The organism is Spiroplasma endosymbiont of Poecilobothrus nobilitatus (genome assembly GCF_964030655.1).
Taxonomy (GTDB): domain Bacteria; phylum Bacillota_I; class Bacilli_A; order Mycoplasmatales; family Mycoplasmataceae; genus Spiroplasma.
This window is the reverse complement of the sequence record NZ_OZ034915.1, coordinates 687,688-704,178: the sequence shown is the minus strand read 5'-3', so window position 1 is coordinate 704,178 and position 16,491 is coordinate 687,688. Positions and strand designations below refer to the sequence as shown.

The 16,491-nt window shown below is 27.3% G+C and carries 15 protein-coding genes and 3 pseudogenes; 5 read left to right on the top strand and 13 right to left on the bottom strand.

Translation table 4 applies throughout. From position 1 onward, the window contains the following. Positions 1–7: 7 nt before the first annotated feature. The 3 genes from AAHM76_RS04050 to AAHM76_RS04040 all read left to right on the top strand — a co-directional run bounded on the left by AAHM76_RS04050 (position 8) and on the right by AAHM76_RS04040 (position 1,479). A complete protein-coding gene (locus tag AAHM76_RS04050) occupies positions 8–232 on the top strand; it encodes a family 1 glycosylhydrolase (RefSeq protein ID WP_342256792.1) in 225 nt (74 codons plus the stop codon). Between the two features lie 21 nt (positions 233–253). Next, on the top strand, positions 254–850 hold the full coding sequence (locus tag AAHM76_RS04045) for a family 1 glycosylhydrolase (RefSeq protein ID WP_342256791.1): 597 nt from the start codon (positions 254–256) through the stop codon (positions 848–850). 464 nt (positions 851–1,314) lie between these two features. Next, a complete protein-coding gene (locus tag AAHM76_RS04040; protein WP_342256790.1) occupies positions 1,315–1,479 on the top strand; it encodes a hypothetical protein in 165 nt (54 codons plus the stop codon). A gap of 104 nt (positions 1,480–1,583) precedes the next feature. On the opposite strand, the pseudogene AAHM76_RS04035 reads toward AAHM76_RS04040, so the two are convergent. The 4 genes and pseudogenes from AAHM76_RS04035 to AAHM76_RS04025 form a co-directional block, all read right to left on the bottom strand. Next, a pseudogene (locus tag AAHM76_RS04035) lies at positions 1,584–2,695 on the bottom strand (IS3 family transposase). Positions 2,696–2,815: 120 nt separating this feature from the next. After that, positions 2,816–3,472 (bottom strand): transposase, encoded by a 657-nt coding sequence (locus tag AAHM76_RS04030; RefSeq protein ID WP_342256789.1) that lies wholly within the window; start codon positions 3,470–3,472, stop codon positions 2,816–2,818. 102 nt (positions 3,473–3,574) lie between these two features. After that, positions 3,575–3,631, bottom strand: a pseudogene (locus tag AAHM76_RS08500) (hypothetical protein); the annotation flags it as partial. A gap of 251 nt (positions 3,632–3,882) precedes the next feature. Then, positions 3,883–6,855 (bottom strand): 2-oxo acid dehydrogenase subunit E2, encoded by a 2,973-nt coding sequence (locus AAHM76_RS04025; protein ID WP_342256788.1) that lies wholly within the window; start codon positions 6,853–6,855, stop codon positions 3,883–3,885. Positions 6,856–7,508: 653 nt separating this feature from the next. Between AAHM76_RS04025 and AAHM76_RS04020 the strand changes: the two genes are divergently transcribed. Both AAHM76_RS04020 and AAHM76_RS04015 read left to right on the top strand, forming a co-directional pair. Continuing rightward, positions 7,509–7,733 carry a hypothetical protein gene (locus AAHM76_RS04020; protein ID WP_342256787.1) on the top strand — a complete coding sequence of 75 codons (225 nt, stop codon included), beginning with the start codon at positions 7,509–7,511 and terminating at the stop codon, positions 7,731–7,733. Positions 7,734–8,131: 398 nt separating this feature from the next. After that, a pseudogene (locus AAHM76_RS04015) lies at positions 8,132–9,225 on the top strand (IS3 family transposase). A 243-nt stretch (positions 9,226–9,468) separates the two neighbouring features. On the opposite strand, the gene AAHM76_RS04010 reads toward AAHM76_RS04015, so the two are convergent. The 9 genes from AAHM76_RS04010 to rpsL all read right to left on the bottom strand — a co-directional run bounded on the left by AAHM76_RS04010 (position 9,469) and on the right by rpsL (position 16,466). Continuing rightward, positions 9,469–10,029 (bottom strand): transposase, encoded by a 561-nt coding sequence (locus tag AAHM76_RS04010; RefSeq protein WP_342256786.1) that lies wholly within the window; start codon positions 10,027–10,029, stop codon positions 9,469–9,471. A gap of 6 nt (positions 10,030–10,035) precedes the next feature. Further along, a complete protein-coding gene (locus AAHM76_RS04005) occupies positions 10,036–10,428 on the bottom strand; it encodes an IS1/IS1595 family N-terminal zinc-binding domain-containing protein (RefSeq protein WP_342256785.1) in 393 nt (130 codons plus the stop codon). Between the two features lie 48 nt (positions 10,429–10,476). Continuing rightward, the gene (locus tag AAHM76_RS04000) at positions 10,477–10,653 is read right to left on the bottom strand and encodes a DUF3137 domain-containing protein (RefSeq protein WP_342256784.1); all 177 of its coding nucleotides are present in this window, start codon (positions 10,651–10,653) and stop codon (positions 10,477–10,479) included. Between the two features lie 116 nt (positions 10,654–10,769). Next, positions 10,770–11,183 carry a hypothetical protein gene (locus AAHM76_RS03995; protein WP_342256783.1) on the bottom strand — a complete coding sequence of 138 codons (414 nt, stop codon included), beginning with the start codon at positions 11,181–11,183 and terminating at the stop codon, positions 10,770–10,772. A 231-nt stretch (positions 11,184–11,414) separates the two neighbouring features. Further along, positions 11,415–12,029, bottom strand: a complete 615-nt coding sequence (locus tag AAHM76_RS03990; RefSeq protein ID WP_342256782.1) for a LemA family protein — start codon at positions 12,027–12,029, stop codon at positions 11,415–11,417. A 112-nt stretch (positions 12,030–12,141) separates the two neighbouring features. Beyond that, positions 12,142–13,332, bottom strand: coding sequence for an elongation factor Tu (tuf, locus tag AAHM76_RS03985; protein ID WP_342256781.1), 1,191 nt, complete (start codon positions 13,330–13,332; stop codon positions 12,142–12,144). 127 nt (positions 13,333–13,459) lie between these two features. Beyond that, positions 13,460–15,529 carry an elongation factor G gene (gene fusA / locus AAHM76_RS03980; RefSeq protein ID WP_342256780.1) on the bottom strand — a complete coding sequence of 690 codons (2,070 nt, stop codon included), beginning with the start codon at positions 15,527–15,529 and terminating at the stop codon, positions 13,460–13,462. Between the two features lie 21 nt (positions 15,530–15,550). Further along, positions 15,551–16,018 carry a 30S ribosomal protein S7 gene (rpsG, locus tag AAHM76_RS03975; RefSeq protein WP_342256779.1) on the bottom strand — a complete coding sequence of 156 codons (468 nt, stop codon included), beginning with the start codon at positions 16,016–16,018 and terminating at the stop codon, positions 15,551–15,553. A gap of 25 nt (positions 16,019–16,043) precedes the next feature. After that, positions 16,044–16,466: a 30S ribosomal protein S12 gene (gene rpsL / locus AAHM76_RS03970; protein ID WP_342256778.1), complete on the bottom strand. Its 423-nt coding sequence runs from the start codon at positions 16,464–16,466 to the stop codon at positions 16,044–16,046. Positions 16,467–16,491: the final 25 nt, after the last annotated feature.

The following is a 16,491-nucleotide window of genomic DNA, read 5'->3' as shown; positions in this document are numbered from 1 at the left end:
ACACGGTATGCAAACCCAGTGGAATACTTTAATTTCTTTTAAATGAGCAATTAAAGTATTTCGACAATTAAAATTAAAAGGAGAAATTGTGTGCATTTTAAGCATTTCACCTTCAATTCCTCGTAGCAAAAATAAGGCTGACTTAGAAGCAGAAAAATGACATGATTTGTTTACAATTAATTGTTTTTTAGATCCAATGGTTAAAAATGCTTATCCACAAGAATTGAAATAAGTTGCTAAGAAATATAACTTTATGTGACAAATTGTTGATTGAGATGAAGAATTAATTCAAGATGAGAACTTAAAAATTGATTTCTTAGGAGTTAATTTTTATCAACCAGCTTGAGTAAAAGGCGTTGATTTTATTCCAGATTTTACTAATGGAGCAATTACACCACATTATTTTTACCAACCTTATGAAATACCAGGGCGTCGCATTAATCCATACCGAGGATTAGAAATTTTTCCTAAGGCAATTTATATCACATTAATGAATTTAAAAGAACATTATAATAACATTCCCGTTTATATTTCAGAAAATGGAATGGGAGTTGAGAATGAAGAACGTTTTTTAGAACATGGTATTATTAATGACCAATATCGCATTGATTTTACTAAAGAACATTTAGTTTGAGTTCATCAAGCAATTAAGGAAGGTTCCAATTGTTTTAGTTATAATTCTTGAGCTTACATTGACAATTGTTCATGAATGAATGCGTATAAAAATCGTTATGGATTTGTTCAATTAGATTTAACTAATAACGGCAAAAGGGTTTTAAAAAAATCAGCTAATTTTATTGCTGAAACTGCTAAAACAGGTGTATTTGAATATGAATCAGAATTAATTTAAGGATTTAAAATTAAAATTACAAATTCAGAGCGTCTAATTGCTTTACAAAAAGAATATGATGATAATCATAGCAAATTTAATCAACAAGTGTATGTTTCGCGGTATAGTGAAGCATCACGAATTTTAAAGTTAATTCTGGTAATTAAAGTTAAAAAAACATTAGGTGAAACTTTTCATATGTTTTTAACAATGTTGGCATATGATATGAATGCTAACCTAACCTAACATATGATGATTTAGAAAATGATGCTTTTTACCGAGCGGGAACAAAGGATAAGAAACGAGAAATTCATTTAGCTTGTTTTAATTAAAATGAAGAAGTAACACTAGAATGATTCACATCCGAAGCTTGAATTAGTAAAAATTTTCGTTTTCTTAGTAAAAAAAGTGGACAAGAAACAAAGATTATTTATTTAGAAATTGTTAAAAGTTTAAAAGCAAAAACAGGTTATTTAGAACAAATTATGCGGAATAATTATCTTAAAGCTGAGGTTATTCGCTTTTATATGCAAATGTATGAGTTAAAACGAAATTTAGACTTATTATCACCAAAGCAATTAGCTAATTATGAGATTAAAATGAGTAAATATAAAGAACGATTGTCAACAATTCGGTTATTTTCTAAATAAAAGATTAAAAGAAGATATATTGTAATATATCTTCTTTTTTAATAAAATTCTATTACTAAATCATATTGTTGTGGTTGGAATGGCAACACTTTTTAGGACACTTTTTATATAGACATTTGTTTTCTAAAAGTAACTGGAGATAAATAATTTAAACTGCCATGAATTCGAATATTGTTATATCAATGCACAAAATCAAAAAGTTCGTATTTTAATTGTGTTAAATTTTTAAATTTTTTACCCTTAATAAATTCAGTTTTAAAAGTTTTGTAAGTTGTTTCAGCCACAGCATTATCATAAGGGCAGCCTTTATTGCTTAATGATCTTTTAATATTAAAAGTTATTAAAATTTCATCAATGATTTTATTTTTAAACTCATTACCACGATCAGTATGAAATAGAGTTATTTGATTTAATGGTCGTGTTATTTTATGAAAAGCTTGTTAGACCAGTTCGGCTGTTTTATTCGGCCCAGCACTATAACCAATTATTTCACGATTAAACAAGTCAATTAATAAACAAATATAATGTCATTTAGCGCCAACTTGAACATATGTTAAATCACTAGCAATAACTTCATTAGGTTTTTTGTTGTTAAATTGACGATTTAAAATATTATTAATTTGGTCATTATTGACTGTTGTTTTATGATTATGATATTTTAATTTGGTGTATTTAGAAACCAAATTATTTTTGATCATAAAGAATCTGATTTTTCGCCGCGATAAGATGATATCTTTTCTGTTTAAAATAACTTTAATTTTGCGAGCCCCATAAATTTTGTGGCTTTTATTAAAGGCACTGATAATTTCTTGTTCATAATTATTAACTTGCTTGTTAATACATTTATTAGTTTGATAATAATACGTTGATTTTGATAAACCTAAAATCTTACATATTTTTCTTACTGAATATTTTGTTTTGTTGTTATTAATTATTGTTATTTTTTGGCTATTATCAGTGCGGCTTGCTTTAAAATGTCATTTTCCATTTTCAAGTCTTTAAGTTCTTTTCGTAAAGTTATTATTTCATTTTCTTCTAGTGTGCGATTGTCTTTTGCTTTAAATGAACCAGAATTATTATAATTTTTAACTCAACTATAAATAGTTGGTTTTGGTAAATTATATTCTTGCCCTAGATTAATAACACTTTTACCATTTTTATATAGCATGACAATTTGTTTTTTAAATTCTTCAGAGTATGAAGTTTTATTTCCCATTTTTATATTCCTTCTTTCTTAATAATTTTATCTAATTTTGAAGTCTATATAATTATGGCACTAATAATTGTAGCCTATCCAGAAAATTATATAAACTTTTAATATTGTTATTTAACTTTTTTATACGTTAAAATATAATACCGATGATTGTTGGTTTGGCGTTAAACCTTTATGCTGGCATTTTCATTTTCAGAGATTTAAATAATTTTTAATGTTCGTGAAACCTAAGCCATGATAATGAATTAAGGATTCTTTAAGATTTGATTGTAATTTACTAATTTTATTTAACTTCCGATAACTAGCATCAGGATTTGTACTAGTTTTAATTGCTAATAAAATATAATTTGTTTGTTTTGCTACTAATAAATATAATGGTTGCATGTCAGAAATAATAATTGAATTTTCTTTGATTAATTGTTTATTAATATTTTCAATAATTCACTGTTTTTGTAATCGTTTTGTGTTGGTTGATTTAACATAAATATTATTATTGCTATCAACAGCCATTTGAATACAACATTTAGTGTTGGTTGAAAATGAATCAAGATGAATTTTTCTTTTATCAAATTTATCTTTAAAATTACCTTTGTGGATTTCTTTAATAAATGTTTCATCGATTTGAATTTGACCATTTAACGTTTTAAATTTTAATTTGGTGTTTTCTAATTGTTTTGATTTCATTATTTTTTGGCGATTATATCAAGCGGTTTTCGGTGATGTTTTAATAAAGCGGGAAATCATTTTACTAGATTGGCCTAATAATGAAATTTTAATCAATAAATTTCACTGTTCATAATTTAAATGACTTCAATACGTAAAATGATCACGAAAATCATCAAAACTAGCACGACATTTTTTGCATAAATATTTTTGTTTTCCTTCAGGATTATGACCATTTTTAACACAATAAAAAGATTGACAATTAGGACATTTAATACCTTTATCCCTAAATTTTTGATCAATTTCATTTAATCGTTTTTGTTTTTTAATTAATTCTGCTTCTTTTTTGATTTTTTCATGAAATTCTAAAAATTAATCATCTGTTAAACTATTTATTAATTCTTTAATTATTTTTTCCATTAATTATTCACCTCTTATATTAAAAATATACCTAAAATTAGGTATATTTTATAAATATCAAGAGTTTTCTACAAAATTAAAGTTAATTTTTAATTAATAAGATTTTTTTATGATAACGTAATTAATTCTGGCAATTCTAAGATTTCTTTTAATCGTGTTAAGAAAATCCCCGCTTCTGCAGCATCAATAATTCGTTGGTCAATTGTTAAAGAAAGATTCATTATTGAACGAATTACTAGTTTATCCCCCTTTATGACAATTGGTTTACGAACAATACGCCCAACACCAATTACTGCTGAATTAGGATAAAAAATTGTTGGTGTTGCATTAACTGCTCCAACCATTCCATAGTTGGCAATAGTAATAGTACTTCCTTTTAATTCATAATCATATAATTCACCTTGGCGTAAACGTTCAATTGTTTCTTGAATGTTAATTGCAATTTGTTTTAAACTCATTCGTTCAGCAAATTTAATAACTGGAATAACTAATCCCTCACTAGTTTCTGTTGATAACCCAATATGTTGTGAATTTTTAATTACAATTTGATTTGTTTTTGAATCATAATATGAATTTAATTTTGGATATTCACTTAAAGCTAACGAAACTGCTTTTACTAAAAAACTCATTGTTGAAAATCGAACACCATGGTCAGCATTAGCATTTTTTAATTTTCGTTGTTGATCAATAATTGCTGACATATCAATTTCAGTATTAATTGTTAATGGTGGAACATGTGCTTGAGACATAATCATTGATTGAATCGCAGGATATCTTGTTGATTTAATTTCTTCTCTTGTTTCTAATCCCTGTGGTTCAATTTGACTATTAGTATTAATAATATTTAAATTGTTATTTAATGGTTGCACCAAGTTTCCATAAGTATTAGGAATTGTAGTTTCTGCGGAATTAAATTTTTTAACTTGTAAATTATGTGTTTCACAATTATGTTCAGTTCTTGATTCAGGCCCTTGTTTATTATTAAATTTAAATTCTTTTAACATCTCTTTTAAAACAGTATCTGATTCATTCATTGTTTTTAGCATTTGTTGCATTAACATATATTGCATCATTTTTTCAATGTTTGTTCCATCTGTATTATTATTATTATTATTATTATTATTTACTTGATGTAAACTTTGAATTTCTCGTAATAATTCATTTTGACGATTATTTTGTTCTTGATTAGCTAAACGTTCTTTTAAAATTGCCAATTCAATCATTACATTATTATCAATTGTGCCTTTTAAACTACAGTTACTTTCATCACTGTTTTCAAGTTGAGTTAGTTGCTTAGATGATTGTTGTTTTTCGTATGATAAAGATGGTTTAACTATATCATCATTTGTTTTTTTCTGCTGCGAATTATTATCATAATATTCATTATCTAATATTTTATATTGTCATTCGTCTTCTTCAAAAGAAGGACGCTGATAATTACTAATTCCTCCTAAAACAGAATCAACTTCAACATTTCTTTTTGCAATTTGTTCCATTCTTTTCTTAATTAACTCTCGTTGATTTCTTGTTTTTAAAATTTTTTCTCGTTGCCCATTATCATTTAATTTTTCATATAAACGATCACGATAAGATTTTAATGGGGAAAAATGTCCTTGTTTTTTTTCTTTCGCTTCATTTGACTCATTTGGATCAATTATGTAACCATCAGCAGAAATATAAGTTTCATCAGATAATTCTTTGTCATTTGTTTTAAAAGTATTAACATTGTCATTATAATTAGAAGCAGAACTACTATACCCAGTTTGTACTTCTGGTGATACATTTCTTTTAATTAAATCATTCATTCTTCTTTGGACAATATTACGTAAAATTTTAGGACGTCCATCTTCATCTAAAAAATCCATTGAATTTTTGGAATTATCACTTTCTAATGATAACTCATGAAAATCATTATTATTATGCAATTGCTCACAACGTTTATTTACAAGATTACGAAAACTAGTATTTTCATTTTGACAACCAAAAAATGCTGCTGCATTAATTGGTGCTTCATCTTGATGCTTTGTTGTATTAACTAAATATTTTGCATATTCTTTTGCTTGATTTTCTTCTGTTAATTTTGTTTGTCCAATTGGAATAGCATTCGTTATAATATTTTGGTTGGGAAGAGAAGGCGGCTGATTCAAACTATTTATTTGTGATTCAAAGTTACCTTCTTGAAACATATTACTATTCAAAACAGGAATATTAACCATTGTTGTCTTCGCCTCACTTTTTCTTTCTTTATTCATTGGGTTTTTAATTGTATCAATTGAAGGAATTTTTTCTCGATTATTAATAATATCATTATCATCAATTTTTAAATTTTTAAATGATAATCTTCGTGTTTTCTTAGGACCAAAAGATAATGCTGTTTCATCCCATCGTTTGTGTTCTTCTTGTTTTATTTTAGTGGGTTGTTCAAAAAGTTGTTTTTGTGATGATATATTGTTTTGTTGTTGAAAATTAATAGATTGATTTTGTTCAATATTTGTTGAAAAATAAGGACTATTATTAATAGCATTCTCTTCAGAAAAGGGACTCCCACCATTTTGGTTAAAATTTTGTGATAATATCGAAGTATCATATGGCTGTTGTTTATTAATTAATGCAGCTCTTGAATTAATAATGTTTTCATTATTGTAAACTTGTTGTTGATTCAATAAAGGCGGCGTAAAAGTTGGATGTAAAGTATTTTCGTTCGTAATACTAATTCCTGAATAATCATCTTCTTCAACATCATTTCATTTTGTCCCAAATTGACCATTTTTTGTTGTCGAAAATTTTACCCCTTTTTTATTTAAACGAGTAAATTCGTTATCTTCAAGGCGTTTGAAATAATACTTTTCAATTTCATCTTCAGTTGTTAGCAAATTAGCAATAACAGCATTGGGTTTAATTTTAGTGCCTTCTTTAATTGGCTTAACAATAATTCCATCCATTGGGGCTGTAATAATAGATTGACCATTTTCATTTTCAATTAAAGCAATTTTATCACCTAATTTAATTTCTTCATTCTGATACAAGAATTTTTTTAAAATTCCTTTTTTTTCTAACGTTAGTACTCTAATTTTTTTCATTGTTTCTGATTACCCCATTCAAAAAAACTTAATATGTTTTATTAAATTTAGTTTAGCCACTTTTATACTCATTTTATTACAAAGTAATTATATCATACATTCATTGTTTTTTAGTATTAAAATAAAAAATAATATTATACACAAAAAATAAAAAAATGCAAAATTTTTACATTTCTGGGCGAGTAACAAAGATACGGATTTACTGAAAAAGTAAATCTTTTTTATTTGTTAAATTGCAAGCTTGTTAATAACTAAATATTGATTTGTTGTGGTAAAAAAAATGCAACAAATGTTTTTCATTGTGCAATTTTAATTAATAACAACAAGTTAATTAACTAGTTTATTAACAAGTTAAGTAATAAGTTAAATAATTAGTTAAATAACTAGTTGTTTAACAAGTTTAGCACCTTGTTCAGGGCAAAATTGTTAGATTGGTGGTGTTAATATTTATAAAGAAAAAATTGGTTTATGTATATTTAAACAAAAATTATATTAGATTAATTGAATTTGATACATTAACTTGTAGAAATATAATTAGTCCAATTACGCCAGGCTGTAGCATATTAATTCCTAAGCAACTTATTTATAATGCAAAATATTCAAATCAATTAAAATTAGGGTTATTTCCAAGTCAAAAGTATGAAGAATTTATTATGGAAAATGGTGCAAAAATGATATTAGGATATATTGTTGGCATTGAATTGAAGAATGCAATAGAGGTTAGAGCGAAAAATAATATTAAAAACTACAATAATCAAGCAGAAAATTTATCAGTTTTAAATAAAAAAGAAGTTATTGATAACAATAAAACTAGTTTTACCAATTCAGAAGAAGAAAATTTATTTAATACAGAAGAAGAAAAAATAATATGAGATTAAATAATTATTTTTTGTAATTTATGACTGAGATGATAATTATTTAGGAACTTATAGTTCGTATGAAGAAATAATATATTTTTTGTTTGGAATTGGCCCATCAGATAAAAATTATCAATTTAAAAAAAGATATATAGCTAATATTATTGCTAAAACAAAGAAAAAAACCTTTAATAATCAGAAACTAAAAATATATAAATTTATAGATGATGATGATAAGTATGAATAGCAAAATTAAATGTAATTTTTGTAATAAAAATATTAATCATGGAAATATAGTAAATAAATATAATATGACACTACACTATAAATGTTTTAATTGGATAGGCTACAATTATTAGGACCATAATTATATAGACTTCAAAATTAGATAAAATTATTAAGAAAGAAGGAATATAAAAATGGGAAATAAAACTTCATACTCTGAAGAATTTAAAAAACAAATTGTCATGCTATATAAAAATGGTAAAAGTGTTATTAATCTAGGGCAAGAATATAATTTACCAAAATTAACTATTTATAGTTGAGTTAAAAATTATAATAATTCTGGTTCATTTAAAGCAAAAGACAATCGCACACTATAAGAAAATGAAATAATAACTTTACGAAAAGAACTTAAAGACTTGAAAATGGAAAATGACATTTTAAAGCAAGCCGCACTGATAATGGCCAAAAAATAACAATAATTAATAACAACAAAACAAAATATTCAGTAAGAAAAATATGTAAGATTTTGGGTTTATCAAAATCAACGTATTATTATCAAACTAATAAATGTATTAACAAGCAAGTTAATAATTATGAACAAGAAATTATCAGTGCCTTTAATAAAAGTCGCAAAATTAAAGTTATTTTAAACAGAAAAGATATCATCTTATCGCGGCGAAAAATCAGATTCTTTATGATCAAAAATAATTTGGTTTCTAAATACACCAAATTAAAATATCATAATCATAAAACAACAGTCAATAATGACCAAATTAATAATATTTTAAATCGTCAATTTAACAACAAAAAACCTAATGAAGTTATTGTTAGTGATTTAACATATGTTCAAGTTGGCGCTAAATTACATTATATTTGTTTATTAATTGACTTGTTTAATCTTGAAATAATTGGTTATAGTGCTGGGTCGAATAAAACAGCCGAACTGGTCCAACAATCTTTTCATAAAATAACACGACCATTAAATCAAATAACTCTATTTCATACTGATCGTGGTAATGAGTTTAAAAATAAAATCATTGATGAAATTTTAATAACTTTTAATATTAAAAGATCATTAAGCAATAAAGGCTGCCCTTATGATAATGCTGTGGCTGAAACAACTTACAAAACTTTTAAAACTGAATTTATTAAGGGTAAAAAATTTAAAAATTTAACACAATTAAAATACGAACTTTTTGATTTTGTGCATTGATATAACAATATTCGAATTCATGGCAGTTTAAATTATTTATCTCCAGTTACTTTTAGAAAACAAATGTCTATATAAAAAGTGTCCTAAAAAGTGTTGCCATTCCAGTCATGATGAATAACATCAATAATATTTGTCAAAATATCTTGATAAGTTCCAATAAAATAAAATCCGAGTTTGGGTCATCAAAACTATTAACAAAATAATTATCAAAAACAATTTTTAATTTTGTAGAAAACTCTTGATGAAATAAAAAAAATCATCAATATGATAACTTTAAAAGAAAATTATATAAACTTTTAATATTGTTATTTAACTTTTTTATACGTTAAAATATAATACCGATGATTGTTGGTTTGGCGTTAAACCTTTATGCTGGTATTTTCATTTTAAGAGATTTAAATAATTTTGAATGTTCGTGAAACATAAGCCATGATAATGAATTAAGGATTCTTTAAGATTTGATTGTAATTTACTAATTTTATTTAACTTCCGATAACTAGCATCAGGATTTGTACTAGTTTTATTTGCTAATAAAATAGAATTTGTTTGTTTTGCTACTAATAAATATAATGGTTGCATGTCAGAAATAATAATTGAATTTTCTTTGATTAATTGTTTATTAATATTTTCAATAATTCACTGTTTTTGTAATCGTTTTGTGTTGGTTGATTTAACATAAATATTATTATTGCTATCAACAGCCATTTGAATACAACATTTAGTGTTGGTTGAAAATGAATCAAGATGAATTTTTCTTTTATCAAATTTATCTTTAAAATTACCTTTGTGGATTTCTTTAATAAATGTTTCATCGATTTGAATTTGGCCATTTAACGTTTTAAATTTTAATTGGGTGTTTTCTAATTGTTTTGATTTCATTATTTTTTAGCGATTATATCAAGCGGTTTTCGGCGATGTTTTAATAAAGCGAGAAATCATTTTACTAGATTGCCCTAATAATGAAATTTGAATCAATAAATTTCACTGTTCATAATTTAAATGACTTCAATACGTAAAATTATCACGAAAATCATCAAAACTAGCACGACATTTTTTGCATAAATATTTTTGTTTTCCTTCAGGATTATGACCATTTTTAACACAATAAAAAGATTGACAATTAGGACATTTAATACCTTTATCCCTAAATTTTTGATCAATTTCATTTAAACGTTTTTGTTTTTTAATTAATTCTGCTTCTTTTTTGACTTTTTCATGAAATTCTAAAAATTTATCATCTGTTAAACTATTTATTAATTCTTCAATTATTTTTTCCATTAATTATTCACCTCTTATATTAAAAATATACCTAATTTTAGGTATATTTTATAAATATCAAGAGTTTTCTACAAAATTAAAGAAAACAATTGTCAAGTATCCATCATCAAAGTGCATTGTTGGGATTTTTGCTTCTTCTTTTGCTAACTCAATTAAATTAACTATTAATTTTGGTGTTAATAATTTTCGTATTAAAATTTGGTCATTTGCATTAACAGCAAACATTTTTTCAAATTATGTTGATTCTAACGTTGTATTATCTCTTGTTTTAAAAATTTTTAAGAAAGTATGCATTGTTTTAATTGTAGCAACTAATTCTGGCATTTGTTTAACATCAAGCGTTAAATGTGGATATCGCGCGTATAAGTAACTTCTTCATCTTTACCTCAACCAATCACTTCGCGTCGTGTTAATTTTCCAAATGAGTAATTAATATCATTTTCATAAAAATTAATAACATAGTCTTCTTTAATATCTTTCGTTTTAGGTACTCCCATGCGTGGAAAAAGATTAAATTTTTGAGTAATAGTAGCAATTTGATATTGTTTTTTTGCCAAAGTATTAAGACCAATTTGATAAAATTTCTCAAACGGTAGTTCTTGCATAATAATTTTTTGTAATTTTGCTGCTTGATAATACTTTTTAAATAATAAAATCCCTAAACTTAAAGTAACTAAACTACTAAAAACTAAAATAATTTTGCCAGCAATACCTATACCTAATAATTTTTTTAAAAAACTAATTGGCATTTGCATAATTATTGCTAATAATAAAAATCACAAGAAAAAAGTAATAACAACTAAGATAAAATTCAAAAAGATATACCGTTTTTTAAAATATTTAAAATTAATATTTTTTAATTTATGTTTTTGTATTAACATTTGAAAATCATGTTCAACAATTGTTTCTAAATCTTATTTAATCATTCTTATTTTATCCTTTTATATTTTTTTAATTAATTAAAAAATAGAATTAAACCAAAATAATTATTGGCCTAAATCTATATTAACATCTTGACGATCAGCAGCATTAGCTTCAAAATATAAGAATGTACTTAATTTTAATGAACTTGCTGCAACATTTGATGGCCATGTTTTTAAACTCGCATTAAAGTCACGAACTGCTGAATTATAAAAACGTCGTGCAGCGGCAATATTATCTTCACAATCTCTAATTCCTTCTTGTAATTCATTTACACTGTTATTAGCTTTTAAATCTGGATAATTTTCTAATAATACATTAATTTTACCAGCTTGACTTGTAACAGAATTATTAATTTGCTCTAATTCCTTAACATTTAAGTTTTTATTTGCTTGACTACGCAATTCAACAACTGCTGCTAAAGTATCTTTTTCATATTTCATATATTTCTTTGTGCTATCAATTAATTTTGTTAACATATCAATTCTTCGTTTTAATTGAACATCAATGTCAGAAGCTGTTTCTTCAATTTTTTCTTTATTTCTAATTAAATTATTTCTTGATAAAATAAATAAGAAAATTGGGATAATTAAAATAAATCAAATGTATACAAAGAATTTTCCTCAAAAAATACTTGTTGCTGTAACTTCCGCATTATTAACTGTTGGATTATATCCCATTGTTACTACTCCTCTCAGAACTTATCTAATATTATATAAGAAAAAAATATAAAAACAAGATTAATTATAATTAATAAAAAAATAACTCAAAGAGAGTTATTTTTTAATTTTATTATTTACTAATTGAAACAACTGTTCCGGCACCGATTGTACGTCCACCTTCACGAATTGAGAATTTTGTTCCTTCTTCAATCGCAACTGGGGCAATTAATTCAACTGTCATTTCAACATTATCCCCTGGCATAACCATTTCAACACCACTTGGTAATTTAATTGAACCTGTAACATCCGTTGTACGGAAGTAAAATTGTGGACGGTAGTTTCCGAAGAATGGTGTATGACGCCCACCTTCTTCTTTTGTTAAAACATAAACTTGTGCTTTAAACTCTTTATGTGGTTTAACTGAACCTGGTTTGGCAATAACTTGCCCACGTTCAACATCACTACGATCAACTCCACGTAATAAAACCCCAACATTATCTCCAGCTTTAGCATCATCTAATAATTTTCTAAACATTTCTAAACCTGTTGCAACAACTTTTTTAGTTTCATTTTTTAATCCAACGATTTCAACTTCTTCATTAACTTTAACAATTCCACGTTCAACACGACCTGTTGCCACTGTTCCACGACCTGTAATTGTGAAAACATCTTCAACTGGCATCATAAATGGTTTTGCAGTATCTCTTTCTGGTTCTGGAATTCATTCATCAATTGCGTTCATTAATTCCATAATTTTTTCTTCTCATTGAGCATCACTTTCAAGAGCTTTTAAAGCTGATCCTCTAATAACTGGTGTTTTTTCACCATCAAAACCATATTCGCTTAATAGATCTCTAACTTCCATTTCGATTAAATCCATCATTTCAGTATCGCCATCCATCATATCACATTTGTTTAAGAAAACAATCATTTTTGGTACACCAACTTGTCTTGATAATAAGATATGTTCTCTTGTTTGAGGCATTGGTCCATCTGTTGCTGCAACAACTAAAATCGCACCATCCATTTGTGCAGCACCCGTAATCATGTTTTTAACATAATCGGCATGTCCCGGGCAGTCTACGTGTGCATAGTGTCTTTTATCAGTACGATATTCAACGTGTGAAGTATTAATTGTAATCCCACGTTCTTTTTCTTCGGGAGCTTTATCAATATTGTCATATTTTTGGGCTTCTGCAAATCCTTTTTTAGCTAATACAGTTGTAATAGCTGCTGTTAAAGTAGTTTTACCATGGTCAACGTGGCCAATTGTTCCAACATTTACGTGTGGTAAACTTCTATCAAATTTTTGTTTTGCCATTTTAATCTTTTCCTCCTATATTTTTAATTAATAGACAAATGTCATAACTATTGTAAATTAATTCTTTTTACTTTGCAATCTTTTTTTAGTAATGGTAGATTAAACAATTTTGTAATAATTAATCTGTTTATTTTCCTGCTTTTTTAATAATTTCTTCTGTAATTGACTTTGGTGCTTCTTGGTAATGTGTAAACAACATTGTATAAGTTCCGCGTCCTTGGGTAAAGCTTCGTAAGCCAGTTGCATATCCAAACATTTCTGACAATGGAACTTTTGCCTTTACAACTTGGGCATTTCCACGTTGATCATTTCCTTCGATTTGACCACGACGTGAAGATAAGTTTCCCATTACATCCCCATAGTATTCTTCTGGAACAGTAACTTCAACAGCCATAATTGGTTCTAAAATAACTGGTTTACATTTTTTAGCTGCTTCTTTTAAAGCTAAACTAGCCGCAAACTCATAAGCCATTTGTGATGAATCGACATCATGGTATGACCCATCATATAATGTTGCTTTAATATCAATCATTGGATATCCTGCTAATTTTCCTGTTTGCATTGACTCTTCTAAACCTTTTTTAACTGAACCAATGAATTCTTTTGAAATTTTTCCACCAACAATTGCGTCAACAAACTCAAATCCTTTATCATGATTTGGTTCAAACTTAATTCATACGTGCCCATATTGTCCACGCCCTCCTGATTGTTTAATGTATTTTCCTTCCACTTCAGCACTATCTTTAAATGTTTCGCGATATGAAACTTGTGGTGCTCCAACATTAGTTTCTACTTTAAATTCACGTTTCATTCGATCAACTAAAATATCCAAGTGTAACTCTCCCATTCCAGCAATTATTGTTTGTCCTGTTTCTTCATCTGTTCATGTTCAGAAAGTTGGATCTTCTTCTGCTAATTTTTGTAATGCTAAACTCATTTTTTCTTGGTCAGCTTTTGTTTTTGGTTCTAAAGCTAAGTTAATAACTGGTTCTGGGAAAACCATTGATTCTAAGATTACTTCATTTTTTTCATCACAAAGCGTATCTCCTGTTGTTGTTAATTTCAAACCAACTGCTGCTGCAATATCACCAGCATACACAGCTTCAATTTCTTCACGATTATTAGCATGCATTTTTAACAAACGGCCAATACGTTCTGTTTTATCTTTTGTTGAGTTTAATACAGAACTTCCTTTTTTTAACACTCCTGAGTAAACACGGAAAAATGTTAATTTTCCAACAAATGGGTCTGTCATAATTTTAAATGCTAATGCTGAAAATGGTTCACTATCATCAGCATGACGTTCAACTTCAGTCCCATCTTCTATAACACCTTTAATTGATGGAATATCAAGTGGTGAAGGTAAATAATCAATTACGCCATCCAACATTAATTTAACTCCCTTGTTTTTAAAAGCACTTCCACAAAAGACTGGGAAAAAATCACCAGTTAATGTTGCAGTACGAATTGCACTTTTAATTTCTGGAATTGAAATATCATTACCATCTAAGTATTTCAACATTAACTCTTCATCAAAGTTAACCGCTGCTTCAATTAATTTCATTTGGTATTCTTCAACTAAGTCTTTTAAATCATCTGGGATTGGAATTTCTTTTGCTTCTTCGTTTGCTGCTCCATCATAATGATAAGCTTTTCGTTCAACGATATCAATAATTCCTGTAAACTGGTCTTCAGCTCCAATTGGAATTTGAACTGGATGGGCATTTGCTTGTAAACGGTCATGAATTGTTTTTACTGAGTATAAAAAGTCAGCTCCAATTTTATCCATTTTATTAACAAAGACAATCCGTGGTACACCATATGTGGTTGCTTGACGTCAAACCGTTTCTGTTTGGGGTTCAACTCCTGATTGTCCATCAAGAACAGCTACTGCTCCATCTAACACTCGTAATGATCTTTCTACTTCAACAGTAAAATCAACGTGCCCTGGAGTATCAATAATATTTAAGCGCATATTTTTTCAAAACGCCGTTGTTGCCGCAGAAGTAATTGTAATTCCACGTTCTTGTTCTTGAGCCATTCAATCCATTTGGCTAGCTCCATCATGGGTTTCACCAATTTTATGAATTTTACCAGTATGGAACAAAATGCGTTCTGTTGTTGTAGTTTTTCCAGCATCAATATGTGCCATAATTCCAATATTTCTCGTATTTTCTAGAGAATATTTTCTTGCCATTTTTCTTTTCCTTTCTATTTTTTATCAACGATAATGAGCAAAAGCCTTATTAGCTTCCGCCATTTTATGAGTATCATCTTTTTTCTTAACTGCTCCCCCAATTCCATTTGAAGCATCAATAATTTCATTTGCTAAACGATCAATCATACTTTTTTCATTACGTAATCTTGCATAATTAATTAATCATCTTAATCCTAACGTAACTTTACGATCTTCATTTACTTCAATTGGAACTTGGTAATTAGCTCCCCCAATTCGGCGAACTTTTAATTCTAAATGTGGCGTAATGTTTTCAATTGCTTTATTAAAAGCTTCTAACGGTTCAGTCTTTGTTTTTTCTTTAACAATCTCAAATGCTCCATATAAAATTGTTTGAGCAACTCCTCTTTTCCCATCAATCATAATTTTATTAATTGCACGTGTTACTAATTTTGAACTATAAATTGGATCTGGTAAAACATCTCTTTTCTCTGCTTGGCGTTTACGCATCGTAATAATCCTCCTTTCTGTTTAATTAAGCTTTTGCAGCTTTTGGTCTTTTTGTTCCATATAGTGATCTTCCTTGTTGACGGTTATTAACTCCAGCAGTATCTAAAGTACCACGAATAATATGGTAACGAACCCCTGGTAAGTCTTTAACCCTTCCACCATGGATTAATACAACACTATGTTCTTGTAAGTTATGTCCTTCACCAGGAATATATGCTGTTACTTCTAATTTGTTTGTTAAACGAACACGAGTATAACTTCGTAATGCTGAGTTCGGTTTTTTTGGTGACATTTTTCCAACCCTTGTACAAACACCTCTTCTTTGTGGTGCCGTAACATTAGTAGGTTTTTTTTGTAAAGAGTTTAGCCCCCTGTTTAAAGCAGGAGCTTTTGTTTTTCACACTTTATCTTTACGTGGTTTACGCACTAATTGATTAATTGTTGGCATTAAACTTTCTCCTTTCTGTTTCACA